At 38.2% G+C, this 16,877-nt stretch carries 14 protein-coding genes and 1 riboswitch; of the genes, 7 read left to right on the plus strand and 7 right to left on the minus strand.

From position 1 onward, the window contains the following. Positions 1–430: 430 nt before the first annotated feature. Positions 431–1,468 carry a calcium/proton exchanger gene (cax, locus tag SFC47_RS18000; RefSeq protein WP_411255856.1) on the minus strand — a complete coding sequence of 346 codons (1,038 nt, stop codon included), beginning with the start codon at positions 1,466–1,468 and terminating at the stop codon, positions 431–433. Between the two features lie 191 nt (positions 1,469–1,659). On the opposite strand from cax, the gene SFC47_RS18005 reads away from it, so the two are divergent. Together SFC47_RS18005 and SFC47_RS18010 are read left to right on the plus strand one after the other, a co-directional pair. Then, entirely contained in the window at positions 1,660–2,838 is a 1,179-nt protein-coding gene (locus SFC47_RS18005; protein WP_411255706.1) for an MFS transporter, read from the plus strand. Positions 2,839–3,016: 178 nt separating this feature from the next. Next, positions 3,017–4,933 carry a heavy metal translocating P-type ATPase gene (locus tag SFC47_RS18010; protein WP_411255707.1) on the plus strand — a complete coding sequence of 639 codons (1,917 nt, stop codon included), beginning with the start codon at positions 3,017–3,019 and terminating at the stop codon, positions 4,931–4,933. 205 nt (positions 4,934–5,138) lie between these two features. On the opposite strand, the gene SFC47_RS18015 is transcribed toward SFC47_RS18010, so the two are convergent. Continuing rightward, on the minus strand, positions 5,139–5,975 hold the full coding sequence (locus SFC47_RS18015; protein ID WP_411255708.1) for a YihY/virulence factor BrkB family protein: 837 nt from the start codon (positions 5,973–5,975) through the stop codon (positions 5,139–5,141). Between the two features lie 31 nt (positions 5,976–6,006). After that, positions 6,007–6,387, minus strand: a complete 381-nt coding sequence (locus SFC47_RS18020; protein WP_411255709.1) for a YtxH domain-containing protein — start codon at positions 6,385–6,387, stop codon at positions 6,007–6,009. A gap of 231 nt (positions 6,388–6,618) precedes the next feature. Here SFC47_RS18020 and SFC47_RS18025 point away from each other — a divergent pair, with 231 nt between their 5' ends. Further along, on the plus strand, positions 6,619–6,846 hold the full coding sequence (locus SFC47_RS18025; protein WP_411255710.1) for a DUF1128 domain-containing protein: 228 nt from the start codon (positions 6,619–6,621) through the stop codon (positions 6,844–6,846). 28 nt (positions 6,847–6,874) lie between these two features. On the opposite strand, the gene map is transcribed toward SFC47_RS18025, so the two are convergent. Further along, positions 6,875–7,627, minus strand: coding sequence for a type I methionyl aminopeptidase (gene map / locus SFC47_RS18030; protein WP_411255711.1), 753 nt, complete (start codon positions 7,625–7,627; stop codon positions 6,875–6,877). 206 nt (positions 7,628–7,833) lie between these two features. Here map and SFC47_RS18035 point away from each other — a divergent pair, with 206 nt between their 5' ends. Then, the gene (locus tag SFC47_RS18035; RefSeq protein ID WP_411255712.1) at positions 7,834–8,166 is read left to right on the plus strand and encodes a helix-turn-helix domain-containing protein; all 333 of its coding nucleotides are present in this window, start codon (positions 7,834–7,836) and stop codon (positions 8,164–8,166) included. A 53-nt stretch (positions 8,167–8,219) separates the two neighbouring features. On the opposite strand, the gene SFC47_RS18040 is transcribed toward SFC47_RS18035, so the two are convergent. Continuing rightward, a complete protein-coding gene (locus tag SFC47_RS18040) occupies positions 8,220–8,369 on the minus strand; it encodes an anti-repressor SinI family protein (RefSeq protein ID WP_411255713.1) in 150 nt (49 codons plus the stop codon). A gap of 32 nt (positions 8,370–8,401) precedes the next feature. Further along, a riboswitch (cyclic di-GMP riboswitch) is annotated at positions 8,402–8,488 on the minus strand. A gap of 615 nt (positions 8,489–9,103) precedes the next feature. On the opposite strand from SFC47_RS18040, the gene SFC47_RS18045 reads away from it, so the two are divergent. Continuing rightward, the gene (locus tag SFC47_RS18045) at positions 9,104–9,268 is read left to right on the plus strand and encodes a hypothetical protein (RefSeq protein WP_165979187.1); all 165 of its coding nucleotides are present in this window, start codon (positions 9,104–9,106) and stop codon (positions 9,266–9,268) included. 512 nt (positions 9,269–9,780) lie between these two features. Here SFC47_RS18045 and hutH read toward each other — a convergent pair. Both hutH and SFC47_RS18055 read right to left on the minus strand, forming a co-directional pair. After that, complete coding sequence (gene hutH, locus SFC47_RS18050) at positions 9,781–11,298, minus strand: histidine ammonia-lyase (RefSeq protein WP_411255714.1); 1,518 nt, start codon at positions 11,296–11,298, stop codon at positions 9,781–9,783. A 330-nt stretch (positions 11,299–11,628) separates the two neighbouring features. Further along, positions 11,629–13,818 carry a DNA topoisomerase III gene (locus SFC47_RS18055; RefSeq protein WP_411255715.1) on the minus strand — a complete coding sequence of 730 codons (2,190 nt, stop codon included), beginning with the start codon at positions 13,816–13,818 and terminating at the stop codon, positions 11,629–11,631. A gap of 170 nt (positions 13,819–13,988) precedes the next feature. On the opposite strand from SFC47_RS18055, the gene SFC47_RS18060 reads away from it, so the two are divergent. Both SFC47_RS18060 and SFC47_RS18065 read left to right on the plus strand, forming a co-directional pair. Further along, a complete protein-coding gene (locus SFC47_RS18060) occupies positions 13,989–15,260 on the plus strand; it encodes an MDR family MFS transporter (protein ID WP_411255716.1) in 1,272 nt (423 codons plus the stop codon). A 361-nt stretch (positions 15,261–15,621) separates the two neighbouring features. Beyond that, entirely contained in the window at positions 15,622–16,854 is a 1,233-nt protein-coding gene (locus SFC47_RS18065; protein WP_411255717.1) for an aminopeptidase, read from the plus strand. Positions 16,855–16,877: the final 23 nt, after the last annotated feature.

Raw genomic sequence — 16,877 nt, forward strand, 5'->3', positions numbered from 1 at the left:
AATAATAAGTCTGGTCATAGTGTTTTCGGAGTTGAAAACTTTTATCCATTCCTTCGAAATATTTCAATAGCATGCCTTTAAAAAATTTTTTATCAAAAAAAATAATAATCTGAACATTTACAAAATTCAAATAAACAGTTATAATATCCTTAACCTTAAAAAAGGAGGGCAGTAATCAATCGGCGAACCATTTACCATTAAGGAGGTTGGGATTCCACTCATATATGAAATTCAACACTCGTGTTTTTCTATTATAAAATAAACATGAAGGTTGGTGATTGATGGTCCCAAGAAAACGCGATTGGTTTTACCCGTCAGCAAAAAGGATATAAAAATATAATGTAATTCCAAGAAATACCCTTACATCGAATTTAAAAGTTATAAAAAAGACTCTGTGCCTTCTGGCTCAGAGTCTTTTTACTTTACTACTTTATAAAAGAAAGAACCCTATACCCATAATGAAGTAAGCTGCAAGTAAGGTCAGTCCCTCAAACCAGTTTGATTCTCCGTCATTTGATATTACTACCATCAACAGTACAGAGGTTACCATGGCAATTAATTCTGGCATGGTAAAAACAAGCGGCATGGTCTGGGTGAAGAATAGGGAAATCAGGACTAATACTGGAGCAACAAACATGGCAATCTGGAGTGTTGATCCTATGGCAATCTCTACGGCAATATCCATTTTATTTTTAAATGCCATTACAATCGCTGAAGCATGTTCGGCCGCATTCCCTACAATGGCCACGATAATTACCCCAATGAATAACTCTGTCCAGCCAAATGACTCTGCTACATATTCAAACGTATGAACAAGATTTTCAGATATATAAGCAACAGCTAAAGTAGCAGCTAATAGAACACCTATTGCCTTCCCTTTACCCCACTCAGGCTCCTCCTCATGATGTGTCTCGGCATTCTCGCTCTGATAGACCCCTCGATGTGTAACTAGTTTAAAGAAAAGGGCTGCTAGATAAAGTAAAATTAGAATAACAGAGATCCCAATACTTAGTGTTAAGGTCCTCGACTCATTCATTTCCATCGAGAATACTTCAGGAATGACAAAGGCAACAATTACAGCGAACATTAATAAACCAGAATTATGGCGTGCATCGTGCACATTAAAAGTCTGCCTTTTAAATTTTAACCCGCCGATAAAAAAGGACAGCCCGGCAACTAGGAGGAGGTTCCCCAAAACGGACCCTGTTAAGGACGCAAGGACGACTCCAATCAGCCCTTCCTTTAAAGCAAAGATGGAGATGATTAATTCCACAGCATTCCCAAAAGTAGCATTTAATAGTCCACCCACCCGTGGTCCAGCGACAATGGCCAAACTTTCGGTTGCCCTTCCCATATAACTAGCTAATGCGATAATGGATACACAATACACAACAAAAAGAATCATCGTTGGCCAGTGCATGAGTGTCCCTATCACTGAAAGCGGAACACCAATGATCGTAAGCAGCATGAATGTTTTTTCCACATTTATCCCTCCTTAAAAATCATATAAAAAAATACAGATTGTTATGTATGGATTGTATTAAAATTCTGTTGATTCCAGAGTAATAAATATTTTACTTGCAAATGCCCAATTTTCTCGTTACCATCTTTTTTGGAACCTAAAATAGTTACCAATCATTACAATACGAGGATCATATCATGACTAAAAATAACTTTCGGTTTTGGATTCTAGTCACCATAGTGGCCATTTCTGGTTTTTCACAAGGAATGCTCCTGCCGCTAATTGCCGTGATTTTTGAACAAGGCGGGGTTTCTTCTTCCCTAAATGGATTAAATGCCACTGCACTCTACATTGGAATCCTTCTCGTTTCTCCCTTTATGGAAGCTCCACTGCGAAAATATGGCTATAAACCAACGATTATTTTCGGAGGCGGGCTTGTCGTTTTGGCACTTGCACTGTTTCCATTGTGGAAATCCTTTTGGTTTTGGTTTTGTTTGCGGGCACTAATTGGAATTGGCGATCATGCCTTACATTTTGCCACTCAAACTTGGATTACCTCATCCTCACCAGCTGATAAAAGAGGACGGAATATTTCACTGTACGGCTTGTTTTTTGGGATTGGATTTGCAAGTGGACCTTTGATGACACCGCTTGTAAATATTAATGAAGCATTACCATTTATCGTTTCCTCTGCTTTATGTTTAATTGGCTGGGTATTTGTATTTACACTTAAGAATGAGTTCCCGGAACAAGAAGTAGGAATCAATTCATTCTTCAATACCATTAAACGCTTTAGGAATACGCTGAAATACGGCTGGGTAGCTTTTCTACCACCTTTTTGCTACGGGTTTTTAGAATCATCCTTAAACGGGAGCTTTCCTGTATATGCACTCCGAATGGATATTAACGTAGCAAGTGTTTCCTTGGTGTTAACGGCCTTTGCGATTGGCGGTATTATTACGCAGCTGCCATTAGGAGTTCTTAGCGATTCATATGGCAGAAGGAATGTCTTAATGATCGTTCTTCTTCTCGGATTTCTAACTTTTACATCTGCAAGCATATTTGAGCATTCTTTTATTGGACTATTCATTTCCTTCCTTTTATCAGGAATGGTCGTGGGATCAACCTTTTCACTTGGAATCAGTTATATGACCGATTTAGTGCCGAAGAATTTGTTAGCAACAGGGAATTTGTTATGCGGTATATTCTTTAGCTTAGGAAGCCTGAGCGGACCCATTATTGGCGGTTTATTTATTCAGTTCTTCCAAAGAATCAGTTTCTTTTATATTATAAGTACCATGCTGCTTACCTTATCCATCATTATTTATGTCTTTGGTAAAAAAACGTATTCGATGGTGGAGCAGCATAACTCTTAAGAATATTTGGAGCACTTTCATTTAAATAACATAAAATGTATGATAAAATTAATTTAATCTAATAATTGTTTTCGGAAGTCCGCTGTCATCTTTATTGATGACAGCTTTCGTGTTTTTTAGGGGTAATGATTTTGATTATATTTCTCATTTAGATAAAGATTGGGGAGGGGAATTGAAAATGAGTACAGATGCTAAGAGGTTAGCGAACGCCGTTCCAAAGGTAGGACTAATTGAAAAAATCAAGCCACACGCTGAACTTATTGCAGCAGGATTAAGTGGGGTGTTCATTGCAGCCGGATGGTTTACGGACAAAATGGGGGATCACGTTACTTCCGTTATCTTCTATTTATTGGCTTTTGTGATAGGCGGGTTTGCTAAAGCGAAAGAAGGAATTGAGGCTACGTATGAAAACAAAGAACTAAACGTAGAAATGCTGATGATTTTTGCAGCGATTGGTTCTGCGGTTATTGGCTATTGGACAGAAGGCGCCATTTTGATTTTTATCTTTGCTGTCAGCGGTGCATTAGAAACCTATACAATGAACAAGAGTCACAAAGAAATTTCGTCGCTGATGAAGCTGCAGCCGGAAGAAGCACTTCTTATCCGAAATGGGGTTGAAAGGCGTGTACCGGTTTCTGAGTTAATCGTGGGCGATGAGATTCTCGTAAAGCCAGGGGAAAGAATTCCATCGGATGGAGTTATTAAGAATGGGCATACGAACATTGATGAGGCGGCTATTACTGGAGAATCGATGCCTGTCTCTAAAGGGCTTAATAAAGAAGTGTTTGCAGGTACAGTCAATTTAACAGGAGCCATTACCGTTCAAACAACAAAAGCAAGTAATGAAACACTCTTTCATAAAATTATTGAACTTGTTCAATCCGCTCAAAGTGAAAAATCACCATCTCAGTTATTTATTGAGCGCTTTGAAGGCACCTATGTAAAAGCTGTCTTAGCTGCTGTCTTATTGATGATGTTCCTCCCCTACTTCCTGCTTGATTGGAGCTGGAATGAGTCATTTTATCGAGCCATGATCTTATTGGTGGTTGCATCTCCTTGTGCGCTAGTAGCGTCAATCATGCCAGCAACTTTGTCTGCCATTTCAAATGGTGCAAAACGGGGTATTTTAGTTAAAGGCGGCGTACATTTAGAGAATCTCAGCCATTTAGAAGCTATTGCTTTCGATAAAACAGGTACACTGACGAAAGGAAAGCCTGAGGTTACGGAAATCATTGTCAATGAAAATTTTGATAAGCTGGAGCTTTTACGGAAGACTGCATCGATTGAAAATCAATCGAATCATCCGCTTGCACAATCGATTGTCAAGTACGTGAAAGAAAGTCTAGAGCTTGACCTTATTCATCCTGAAAACCTTGAGGATGTTTCTGGATGGGGCATTAAAGCAGAAATTTGCGGGGAACAGTGGAAAATAGGTAAAGCAGATTTTGTTGGGAAAGAGGCCGCCTTTACATTTGCTGATGGCAGAGCAGCTGACCTGGCCAGCCAAGGTAATACACTTGTATTTGTTCAAGTTAACGATTGTTTAGCCGCGATGATTGCTTTAAAAGATGTTGTCAGACAAGAAACAAAGCTTGCCATTGACCATTTAAAAAAACAAGGTATTTACACGGTCATGCTGACTGGCGATAGTGAGAAAACGGCGAGTGCCATTGCTTCAGAAAGTCATGTGAATCAATACTTTGCTGAATGTCTGCCTGAAGATAAAGTGGAGCAGCTTAAAAGGCTCAAGGAAAAGTATAAAACGATTGCGATGGTCGGTGATGGAATTAATGACGCTCCGGCATTAGCCATTGCCAATGTTGGAATAGCAATGGGTGAAGGGTCTGATGTTGCCTTGGAAACAGCGGATGTCGTCCTAATGAAAAACGATTTGCCAAGGATCGCAGAAGCCATCCATCTTTCGAAAAGGATGAATAGAATTATTAAACAAAATGTCATTTTTTCCATCACTGTTATCATGATATTAATTTCTTCTAACTTTTTTCAGCTTCTGGATTTGCCATTTGGGGTTATTGGTCATGAAGGCAGTACCATTCTTGTGATACTAAATAGTTTAAGACTGTTAAAAAAATAGTGAACCGGGCATCTGCCCGGTTCTATTTAATGATATCCGTTGCTGCCGTTAGCAGATCCAGATGTTTTATTACCTTTGCTGCCTTTACCTTTTTGTTTCGTGCCGCCATCTTTTTTGGTTTTCTTAGTCATCGTGCGTCCCCCCTGTTGTTATCTGTTCCCCATCTATATTGTTTGCAATAAAGGATTTTTCATAAAGAAAAATTTTAACAGTTGGACTTATTCTTTTCACTATAGAAAGCATTGATCTCGCCGCCGAGAATAATGATAAACCCCGATATGTATAACCAAATGAGTAAAACAATAATAGCTCCAATACTTCCATAGGTCAGTGAAAAGTTGTTAAATTTACTCACGTAATAAGATAAAGCATAGGAGGAAAGAATCCACCCAATGGTCGCAAAACCGGCTCCTGGGAATGCACTTCTGCAGCGTAATTTAACATTGGGAGCAATCCAATATAGCCCAGTAAATATTAAAAATAAGATAAGCGCACTAATGACTAATCTTAACATTTCCCAAATGCGGAGGAATTCCAGCTTAAAGCCTAAGTACGAGAAAAGAAATATCCCAATTTCCCTACCGAAGATTGGCAGCAGCACCGCAACAATAAAAACTAATATCATCCCGACCGTCAGCACGATAGCCATCGCTCTAGAAACAATAAAAGATCGGCTTTCTTTCACATTGTAGGCTTTGTTAAAAGCTCTCACTAAGGCATGAATTCCATTGGATGCAGACCAAATGGTACCGATAACACCGAATGAAAGTAATCCGCCATTTCGATTATTCATGACATCATTTACATTCTTTTCGATTAATTCCATCGTTTGTGGAGGGGCAAATTCACCAATCCCCCCAAGGATATCCAGGTGTTGAATGGGCAGATATGGCAGTAGAGTAAAAATGAAAATAAGGAGCGGAAATAGCGATAGAAGAAAAAAATACGCAAGTTGAGCTGATAATCCTGGTATATCATCTTCTTCTATTCGGTGCCAAAGCATCCTAAACAAAGATTTTCGAACATTAACTGCTTTCCCCATTTTTCACTCTCCTTTAGAACAAATCCAATTGCTACTTGTCTGTTGATCCTTCTTCCACATTAACCTCTTTTAACAATTCTTCTACATCGGAATCTTCATGATTTGAAAATGTACTCTTCGTCTCTTTAACGATTTCCTTTACTTGAGGAGTTAACTCACGAAGTTCGTCCACTTTCCCAGTAATATATGAAATATCCTCGCTAACCTGTTCAATTGTATCTCTAATTTTTTCTGCCGTCGCTTTAACATTGTCTGTGATCTCCTTAGGATGGCGGGCAGCATAAGATACTTGTTCATACGCCTTTTTTACATTTACCTTCATATCCTGTCGTGTTTTCTTATCTAATAAACTAAGAACTCCTCCTGCAATCGCTCCATAAAAAACGCCTTTAAAAAATAAATTCTTTCCCATTTTTTAACCTCTCCTTCTATTTGGTCTTTATCATTGATTTAATCATTATGAAATAAATACCAGCATTCATTATTTCTATTTTGCTTTAAGCTTAGTGTTAAATGCAATAGCAAGACAGATTTTCACCATATTATTTTAATACCCGCAAGTGGAAGTAAATAAACAAGTTTAGATTGACATCTAGTAGTGAAAATGAAAAGATAAAATTACGAATGTTGAAAGGGTGACGGGATGAATCTATCAGAAAAGACAGTAGAAAATGTAGAATACATGATTGAACAGATAAAAGAAAAATTAAAGGTATTAAATCTTGGAGCCATTAAACCTTCACACTTTGATGAAGAAATGTACGAGGAATTAAAAGAAATTTATGACATGGTCATGAAAAAACCTTCGTTTAGCCCTAATGAAATGCAGGCATTAGTAGAAGAACTAGGCAACCTTCGTAAAAATAAGTAAAACAGATCTCAAGACGAGATCTGTTTTTTTATTTATCCTGTTCAGTTAAAATAATCGTTCCTTCCTTAGTGATGGCGATGGTATGTTCATATTGCGCAGAATACTTGCCATCAATGGTCCTCGCTGTCCAGCCGTTTGTATCCATTTTGGTTTGATACATCCCTACATTGACCATAGGCTCGATGGTAAAAACCATGCCTTCTTTAATTCTAGGTCCTTTTCCTGGCAGTCCATAATGCGGAACATCAGGTTTCTCGTGAATGACAGCGCCAATTCCATGTCCAATAAAGTCACGAACAACCGAAAAGCCTTCCCCTTCAACATAACTTTGAATGGCATGACCAATATCACCAATCCTGTTTCCAGGGACCGCTGCTTCAATACCTTTATAAAGTGCCTTCTTTGTGACCTCTAGTAAATGCTCTGTTTCCTTGGAAACACGTCCAACAGCGTAACTCCATGCAGAATCAGCTAACCCTCCGTTATAATTAACGACCATATCGATTGTGACAATATCGCCTTCCTTTAATGGTTGCTTTCTAGGAAACCCATGGCATATTTCATCATTAATACTTGCACAGGTAGCATATTGATATCCCTTATAGCCCTTTTGCTGCGGGGTTGCATTATGTTTAATAAGAAACTCATCTACAAATTGATCAATTTCCCAAGTGGTTACGCCAGGCTTTATCATTTTTGCAATTTCTTTATGGCATAATGCAAGAATTTCTCCTGCCTTTTTCATCGCATCAATTTCCCGCTGTGATTTAAGAACAATCATCTCTTCCCAACCTTTTTTTATTATTTTTATGTATTATACTAGAATTGGAAACACTCTTTAATATTATCGCTATCAAACCATTATTTCAAAAAGTTTTCGCTGATTAGGAATAATTTTGTGGAAATCAATCGTTCTTAATATGGAACTTTTCCATCTTTTCTGATAAAATTATTGTAGTAATAATAAATATTAGGTGTGTGAGCCCAATGATTGGTGATCGAGTTAAAAAACTTCGACTAGAAAAGAAAATGTCATTATCTGAGCTTGCTGAGCAAGCAGGAGTTGCTAAATCTTACTTAAGTTCTCTAGAAAGAAACCTGCAACGAAATCCGTCTATTCAGTTCTTAGAAAAGATTTCAACTGTATTAAATGTACCCGTGGATCATCTCATTAATGAACAGATTAACAAAGACGAATTAGATAGCGATTGGATGAATATTGTAAAAGAAGCTATGGAGTCGGGTGTATCAAAAGAACAATTTCGCGATTTTATTGAATTTAATAAGTGGCGAATCGGTCAAAATAATAATGAATCATAAAAAAACAAAGCATACTACTTATTTTGGCAGTATGCTTTGTTTTTTTATGTATCTTAGCGATTCTTTACTAGGACCTCTCTAATTTCGTTCTGATGGAGAAAGTCAAGAATTGTTTCCTTTGAAATCCCTAGGGCTTTCGCTTCTACGATTAGAGCCAGCCATTCTGCATCCATTCCATTCGTCACACTATCAGTTACTGCCACTTTCATTCACCCCTAAAATACTTATTCGTATTCCAGGCAGCCCGGCCATCATAGTAATAAAACACCTTAGATCCTCGGCTTTGCGTCCCCAATTTTCATTGAGTTTGCCTTTTTCTGTTTCAAATTGCTCATAATCATTGATTATTCAGTAAATTCAGTAGACAACTCTTCCTAATTCATAATTACTATGTTCATTATATATAGTACTTTTTTAGTATAGTGTTGTATTTTGTCAGATATTTCTATTTTTCGAACCTTTTTTTTACACAAAATATTCCATTTTCCGACAAAAATACCGTTATGTATTATACATAACGGTGAATTCATCGTAGTTTATTGGAAGTTTAATGGAAAATATAGGGGTTTATAGTCGAAAATGAGTTATTTTCCCTAGGGAAAAACTTTGTAAAATAGTCTGAAAAGACTAGTTTTACCGGAGAATTTTGTCTGTTTTGTGACAATTGACATTTAATGTTAACAACATTAAAATATACTAAATATTAAAAATATTCTAATAAAGGTGGTGAATTTAGCTTATGACCGCCATACATGTGTTAAATTACGCTATACCAATTGCCTTTTTAGTATTTTTTGGTTTTCTTATTGACTCCATGTGCAGTCCAGCAGCCTCTGATGATAAAACGAACGAAGATTAATTCAGGAACCTTTCCTCCTCACTAATAAATTTCTTTCGTTTGGGAATGATACATTCGTAGACGAAAGGAGTGTTTGATTTGGCACGTGGAGAACATTTTAATCATAAAAAGAAAGGTCATCCTGGAAATTTACCAAAGGATAACCAAACGGAGAGACATTCAAAGGACGCCATCGGCGATGAAGAGTTTCTTGTAGTAAGAGAAGCATTTAAGAATAGAGTTGAAACGGAAGATATAGAATAAAAAAGGCGTGAAATTTCACGCCTTTTTTTATTTTGTTAATAACGAATGAGTGGATCTAACCCCTAACAAGATATGTATCAGTGTCCCCTTATGAGTGACCGCTTTTTCCCTTTTAATAAGGTAATGGGCTCTCATAGGCCTTATGAGTGACCATCTCTTCCCTTTTAATAACGTTACGGGCTCTCATCAATCTTATGAGTGACCGCTCCTTCCCTTTTTATAACGTTACGGGCTATCATCAATCTTATGAGTGACCACTCCTTCCCTTTTTATAACGTTAAGGGCTCTCATCAATCTTATGAGTGACCATCTCTTCCCTTTTAATAACGTTACGGGCTCTCATCAATCTTATGAGTGACCGCTCCTTCCCTTTTTATAACGTTACGGGCTCTCAGCCGCCTTATGAGTGACTGCTTATTCCCTTTTCATAACGTTACGGGCTCTCATCAATTATTCCTAACTAGTTTTAATAGATAAAATAAAAAAGGCGTGAACTTCCACGCCTTTTTTGCTTATATTACATTATCAAAGCTTTGGATGAGCTTCTTTAGGTCCCATTCTTTTAGGCCTTCTGCTGCTTTCTCGATATCTTTTGAAAAGATTCGATCCTTCTTTATTGAAGGAACAAGCTCTCTCCCCTTCTCATACATCTTCTTTGTTTGGCTGGCCATTTTCTCAACCCCGCGGATCTCAACTGCCTGCATCGCACATATGAATTCAATTGCCAGTACTCGCCTAGCATTCTGAATGATTTGATAAGCGTGTCTTGAGGCGATTGTCCCCATGCTTACATGGTCTTCTTGATTGGCAGATGATGGAATGGAATCAACACTTGCTGGATGGGCGAGTGTTTTATTTTCTGATACTAACGATGCGGCAGCATATTGCATGATCATTGCACCAGATTGTAGACCAGGTTCTGGGCTTAGAAAAGGCGGCAGATCGTTTAACTGAGGGTTAACTAACCGCTCAATCCGTCTTTCAGAAATATTCGCGAGTTCACTTACTGCAATCTTCATAAAATCCATCGCAAATGCAATCGGCTGCCCATGGAAATTCCCTCCAGAAATCACCTTTTCTCCATCATCAAAAATGAGTGGATTGTCTGTTGCTGCGTTCATCTCAATTTCTAATTTTTCCTTAACATAATCAAGCGCCTGCCAGGATGCACCGTGGACCTGTGGAATACATCTTAGCGAATATGCGTCCTGGACACGGTATTCTCCTTGAACACTAGTTAATAAACTATCACTTAGATACCTGCGAATCCTTGCAGCTGTATCTATTTGCTGCTTATAACCTCTTGCCATGTGAACTTCCTCAGCAAAAGCATCGATAATCCCATTTAACCCTTCCATTGTCATGGCTGCAATCAGTTCGCTTTCATACGCAAGCTGCTCAGCTTCTAGATAGCCGACAACTCCCATAGCTGTCATTGCCTGTGTTCCATTAATTAGAGCAAGGCCCTCTTTTGCCTCTAAGGTTAACGGCAGGACTCCTTCCATTTGAAGCGCATGAATCGAGTCCATCCGATTTCCCTTGTAGAATACTTCCCCTTCCCCAATAAGAACTAAAGCTAAGTGTGAAAGCGGGGCAAGGTCACCGCTGGCTCCCAGCGAACCTTGCTCTGGTATTACTGGAATGATTTCTTTATTTACTAGTTCTATCAGTTTCTCAATCACTATCGGTCTAACACCCGAATAGCCTTTTAAAAGGGCATTTGCACGCAAAAGAACCATGGCTTTTGAAACCACTTCTGGGAAAGGTTCGCCAATCCCGCATGCATGGGAACGTATTAAGTTAAGCTGTAAGTCCCTTACATGTTCTTGCTCAATTAATACATCACTAAACTTCCCAAATCCCGTATTAATACCATAGACTACTTTGCGCTCCGAAACGATTTTCTCAACCGCTTGGCGGCTCTTTTTTACAAGTTCCATACTTTTTTCCGAAGCAAAAACCTTCTCTTTACGATATAAAACATCTTTCATTTGACCCAATGTTAAACTTTGACCTGTTAGCATAATCATATTTCTCACCTCTACCACTTTAATAGAATAAAGAAAGAGGCTGGATTCCATTTCTCATTAGATTTGGAGTCCAGCCTCTTTTATAAATATTAGCTCTTGTAATTTTGCTTTTGAATGCCTCATAGATAATCATTCCATCCCATTGAATTCTATATATTTAATAATTATTGTATGTGATAAAAAGTTTAATTGTCAATAGAATTGTCAGAATTTTAGCACGATAACACTTTAGCAGGATAACATATCATCAATTTTTACTAAGATTAAACAAAATAAAAATTGGAGTGTCCATCTAAATTTCTAGAAGGACACTCCAACTGTTAATCTCATTTAATCAAATTTTATCCCTTTTAATAAGTCTGCAAATGCATTGTTAATCGGTTCAGCTTCTTTCTCCTGCTGTTTTAAGTACTTTTGTACGGTACGTTTATCGACTTTTCCACCAGATTCCTTTTTACGTCGTGCTTCAAAAGCAGATAGTTTCTCGCGGTATCCACATTTACATGCGAAGATTTGACCTTGGCCCTCACCACGAAGCTCCATTTTCTTTTTACATTGAGGGCAGCGTGCATTGGTGAGGCGTGCAACATTCTTTTTATGACCACATTCACGATCTTGGCAGACTAGCATTTTGCCTTTCTTGCCGTTTACTTCTAACATTGGTTTACCACAGTCAGGGCATGATTTTGTGGAAATGTTGTCGTGCTTATATTTTTTGTTACTTGCTTTAATTTCAAGTACGATTTTTTTTGTATGTTCTTTCATTTCATTTATGAACACATCTTTTTTTAATTTTCCTTTAGCAATCAGCTCAAGTTTTTGCTCCCACTCGGCTGTTGTCGCAGGTGACTTTAATTCTACAGGTACTAAATCTAGCAGCTGACGGCCTTTAGACGTGATATAGATTTCTTTGCCGCCGCGTTTTTCAATTAGAAATGAATTGAATAATTTATCAATAATATCAGCACGTGTTGCAACTGTGCCAAGTCCGCCAGTTGATTTTAATGTATCTGCAAGCTTCTTGTCATTTGTTTCCATGTACTTCACAGGGTTTTCCATGGCTGACAGTATGGCAGCCTCTGTAAAACGTGCAGGAGGCTTTGTTTGACCAGATGTTTCTGCGATTAACTTTGTTCTTAATACATCACCTTTTTCAAGACGAGGTAATAACTGTTCTTTTACATCATCACTTGCTTCATCATCATCGAATCGGTTTTCGTACACTTCTTTCCAACCAGCTTTGATTACCGTTTTTCCTTTAGCAATGAATGTTTCATCATCAATTTTTGCCTGTACTGTTAACTGCTCGTATTCAAAAGCAGGGAATAATACAGCTAAGAAACGCTTTACGACAAGGTCATAAATCTTTCGTTCTTTATCTGTAAACGCCGAGAAATTCACATAGCCTTCAGTTGGGATGATGGCATGGTGATCACTTACCTTCTTATCATCTACAAAAGCGTTTGTTGCTTTAATTGGCTTTGATAATACTTTATTAGCAAGGGAACGATATTCACCGCCGCCACACGCCCTTAGACGTTCTGGAAGTGTACTGACAATGTCTGAAGATAAATAACGTGAGTCTGTACGAGGATAGGTTAACACTTTATGCTGCTCGTACAGTTTTTGCATGATATTTAGTGTTTCTTTCGCTGAATAACCAAAGATTTTATTGGCATCACGCTGTAACTCTGTTAAATCATAAAGTGCAGGTGAGAATGTTTTCTTTGCTTTACGGTCAATCGAGACAACCGTCGCATTTTTACTTCCGAGTGATTTAACGATTGTGTCGATTTTTTCTTTATTAAAGCTGCGACTATTACCATTCTTATCTTGCCATGTTAATTTAAGCCCATCTGTTTGCACTTCAATGCCATAGTACGTTTGGGATTTAAAGCTTTTTATTTCATCTTCCCTTGCCGCAACCATAGCAACTGTTGGTGTCTGTACGCGGCCACAGTTTAATTGAGCATTAAACTTGGTTGTTAATGCACGAGTAGCATTTAAACCGATGTACCAATCTGCCTCTGAACGTGCAACTGCAGATGCATATAAGTTTTCATAAGCTTTTCCAGGCTTTAAGTTATTGAAACCATCTTTTATCGCTTTATCTGTTACAGAGGAAATCCACAGACGCTTGATTGGCTTACGAATATTAGCTTTTTCAATAATCCAGCGTGCGACTAATTCTCCTTCTCTCCCTGCATCCGTAGCAATGATGATCTCATTTACATCACCACGGCTTAATTGTGTTTTCACAGCATTAAACTGCTTGCCAGTTTGTTTCATGACAACTAATTTCATGCGTTCTGGAAGCATAGGAAGATCTTCCAGGTTCCAGGTTTTATATTTATGATCATAAGTTTCGGGATCTGCCAAAGTTACTAAATGTCCTAGTGCCCAAGTGACGATATAATTGTTTCCTTCTAAAAATCCATTGCCTTTCTTCGTGCACTTCAAGACATTTGCAATATCACGTGCAACTGAAGGTTTCTCAGCAATTACTAAACTTTTTGCCATTTTATAAGAACTCCTTTACTCACTATGTATCGTCTAATATACCATAATTTCAGTGTGGGAAAGGTATAGTTACTCTTATGCACTCTATCTCCTGCTTTTTTCTTGTATTTTCCTATTTCCGGATAGTATGATGAATTAGCTATCATACATATTGGGTTTGGGGGTACAACGTGAGGATTAGAGATTGGGATCCTAATTTAAAAGTTCGCTTATTTAGCGAAGCTATGATGAACATTACCTTTTGGATGTTCTTTCCGTTTTTGACCATTTACTTTGCTGATGCGTTTGGCAAGAATAAAGCCGGATTTTTGTTGGTGTTTTCACAGGTTTTCTCCGTTTTGGCCAATTTAATGGGTGGATATTGTGCAGACCGTTTTGGAAGGAAAAGAATGATGGTTCTCTCCGCCTTTGGGCAAGGGCTTTCTTTTATCGTATTTGCCATTGCAAGTTCTCCTTGGCTGGAATCACCATGGCTGGGATTTATCTCCTTCGCGATTGCGGGGGTATTTGGTTCGTTTTATTGGCCTGCCAGTCAAGCGATGGTTGCAGATGTGGTTGCTGAAAAAGATAGAAGCAATGTTTTTGCCATTTTCTACACTTCTATCAATATCGCTGTTGTCATTGGTCCTATTTTAGGGGCAATTTTTTATGTAAATTACCGGTTTGAAACGTTACTTTTTGCTGGTATTGTTTGTATGCTGCTCGGCTTAATATTAGCAAAATGGACGAGGGAGACAGCCCCTATACATAAGGCAGATCATTTGGAAGGTGACCGTAAATGGTACTATTTCCTACAGAACCAGTTGAAGGATTATGGCCTAATTATTAAGGATAAAACCTTTCTTCTCTTTATTATTGCAGGTGTCTTAGCCGGCCAAACTTTTATGCAATTGGATTTATTATTCCCTGTTTACATGAAAGAGGTAATCGATCTTCAAACTCTGTTTTCAATAGGAGATTGGTCATTCACTGTTAAGGGTGAGCAGGCCTTTGGCATTGTTCTTGCTGAAAATGGATTCCTTGTTGCATTACTGACGGTTGTTATTACGAAATGGATTAGCAAGTATAAAGAACGGAATGTATTTGTGCTTTCCTCTATTGTCTATGCCATCTCCATCGTACTATTTAGTCAGACTCATTGGATTTGGGGATTTATCATCGCCATGGCCGTTTTTACCTTTGCAGAATTAATGGGAGCTGGAATACAACAAAGTTTTGTTTCAAAGCTAGCCCCTGTGCATATGAGAGGACAATATTTTGCTGCTGCTAGTCTGCGGTTTACCATCAGCAGAACGATTGCACCGTTATCAATTCCATTAACCGTATTGATTGGGTATGAATGGACATTTTTGGTACTTTCCCTGTTGGCTCTAGCAAGTGCCGGACTGTATTGGATTATGTTCTATTCATTTGAAAAGAAGACCGCATTGGATCCTAATTAGGATCCTTTGTTGTTCAAATAATTGTCATTAAATTGTACTGGAATGTTCACATTTTACCGGTTTACTATTATAATTAAATTGTAATCGGTTTCTATTATAAGGATGGTGGAATTGATGGAATTATCCCAATTTATGTCTCCTACTTCATGGTCAGGTGTCATTACATTTTTAGTTTTATTTTCAGCAGGTGTTTATTTAAATATAAAATTATACGGCAGTAAATTAGAGTAGAGAGTAACATCCCTGCTTATTTTTTTGCCTAGATTTCTTAGCTCATCAACACATCAATTGTTATAAGTTTCTTTTTAACATGAAAAAGGCTAAAATAAATGAGAAGATTCTCAAAAAGGGAGACTAAAATATGAGTGAATTTCAAAAGAACCTTGAGAAATATGCTGAACTTGCCGTTAAGGTAGGGGTCAATATTCAGAAGGGTCAAACTTTAGTAGTTAACACTACCTTAGATGCTGCGGAATTTGTTCGCCAGGTTGTTAAAAAGGCATATGAAGCAGGCGCACATAACGTTGTGGTAAACTGGACCGACGATGTGGTATCTAGAACCAAATATGATTTAGCACCAGATGATGCTTTTACTACATATCCTGTTTGGCGTGCAAAGGAAATGGAAGATTTTGTTGACCAGGGTGCTGCTTTTATGGCGATTGTATCTTCCAGCCCTGACCTATTGAAAGGTGTTAATCCAGAACGAATTTCTAACTTCCAAAAGGCTGCTGGAACAGCATTGGCTAAATATCGCCAGGCCGCACAATCTGATAAAGTCAGCTGGACAGTGATTGCTGCTCCATCTCCTCAATGGGCTGCTAAGGTTTTCCCTGAGGCACCTAGCGACCAACAAGTTTCATTACTTTGGGATGCAATCTTTAAAGCTGTACGTGTGGATGCCGATAATCCAGTGGAAGCGTGGAAAAAGCACGATGAAACCCTTCATGAAAAGGTAAGCTATCTAAATGAAAGACGCTATCAAAAACTTCACTATACTGCACCAGGAACAGATTTAACTATCGAACTCCCACATAACCATATTTGGGTTGGTGCTGGAAGTGTAAATGAAAATGGTTTTGAATTCATGGCAAACATGCCTACGGAAGAGGTCTTTACTGTACCTCATCGTGAAGGAGTAAATGGTACGGTTGCCAGCACGAAGCCATTAAGCTATGGAGGAAACATTATCGACCGGTTCTCCGTAACGTTTGAAAACGGAAGAATTGTTGATTATAAGGCTGAAGAAGGTGAAGAGTTCCTTAAACGTTTAGTAGAAACGGATGAAGGCTCTCATTATCTCGGTGAAGTAGCACTCGTTCCTTTCAATTCACCAATTTCACAATCTAACGTTCTTTTCTATAACACGTTGTTTGATGAAAATGCTTCGAACCACTTAGCAATCGGAAGTGCTTATGCATTCTGTATTGAAGGCGGCAAGAAAATGTCCCCTGAAGAACTGAAAGAAAATGGACTCAACGAAAGTATTACACATGTTGATTTCATGATAGGCTCAGAGGAAATGGACATTGATGGCATTAAAGGTGATGGCACAACTGAACCAGTATTTAGAAAAGGCAATTGGGCATTTTAATAGTATAATCTTGTGGAGCAGCT

This window comes from Neobacillus niacini, assembly GCF_046591715.1.
In the GTDB taxonomy this organism is placed as follows: domain Bacteria; phylum Bacillota; class Bacilli; order Bacillales; family Cytobacillaceae; genus Neobacillus; species Neobacillus niacini_L.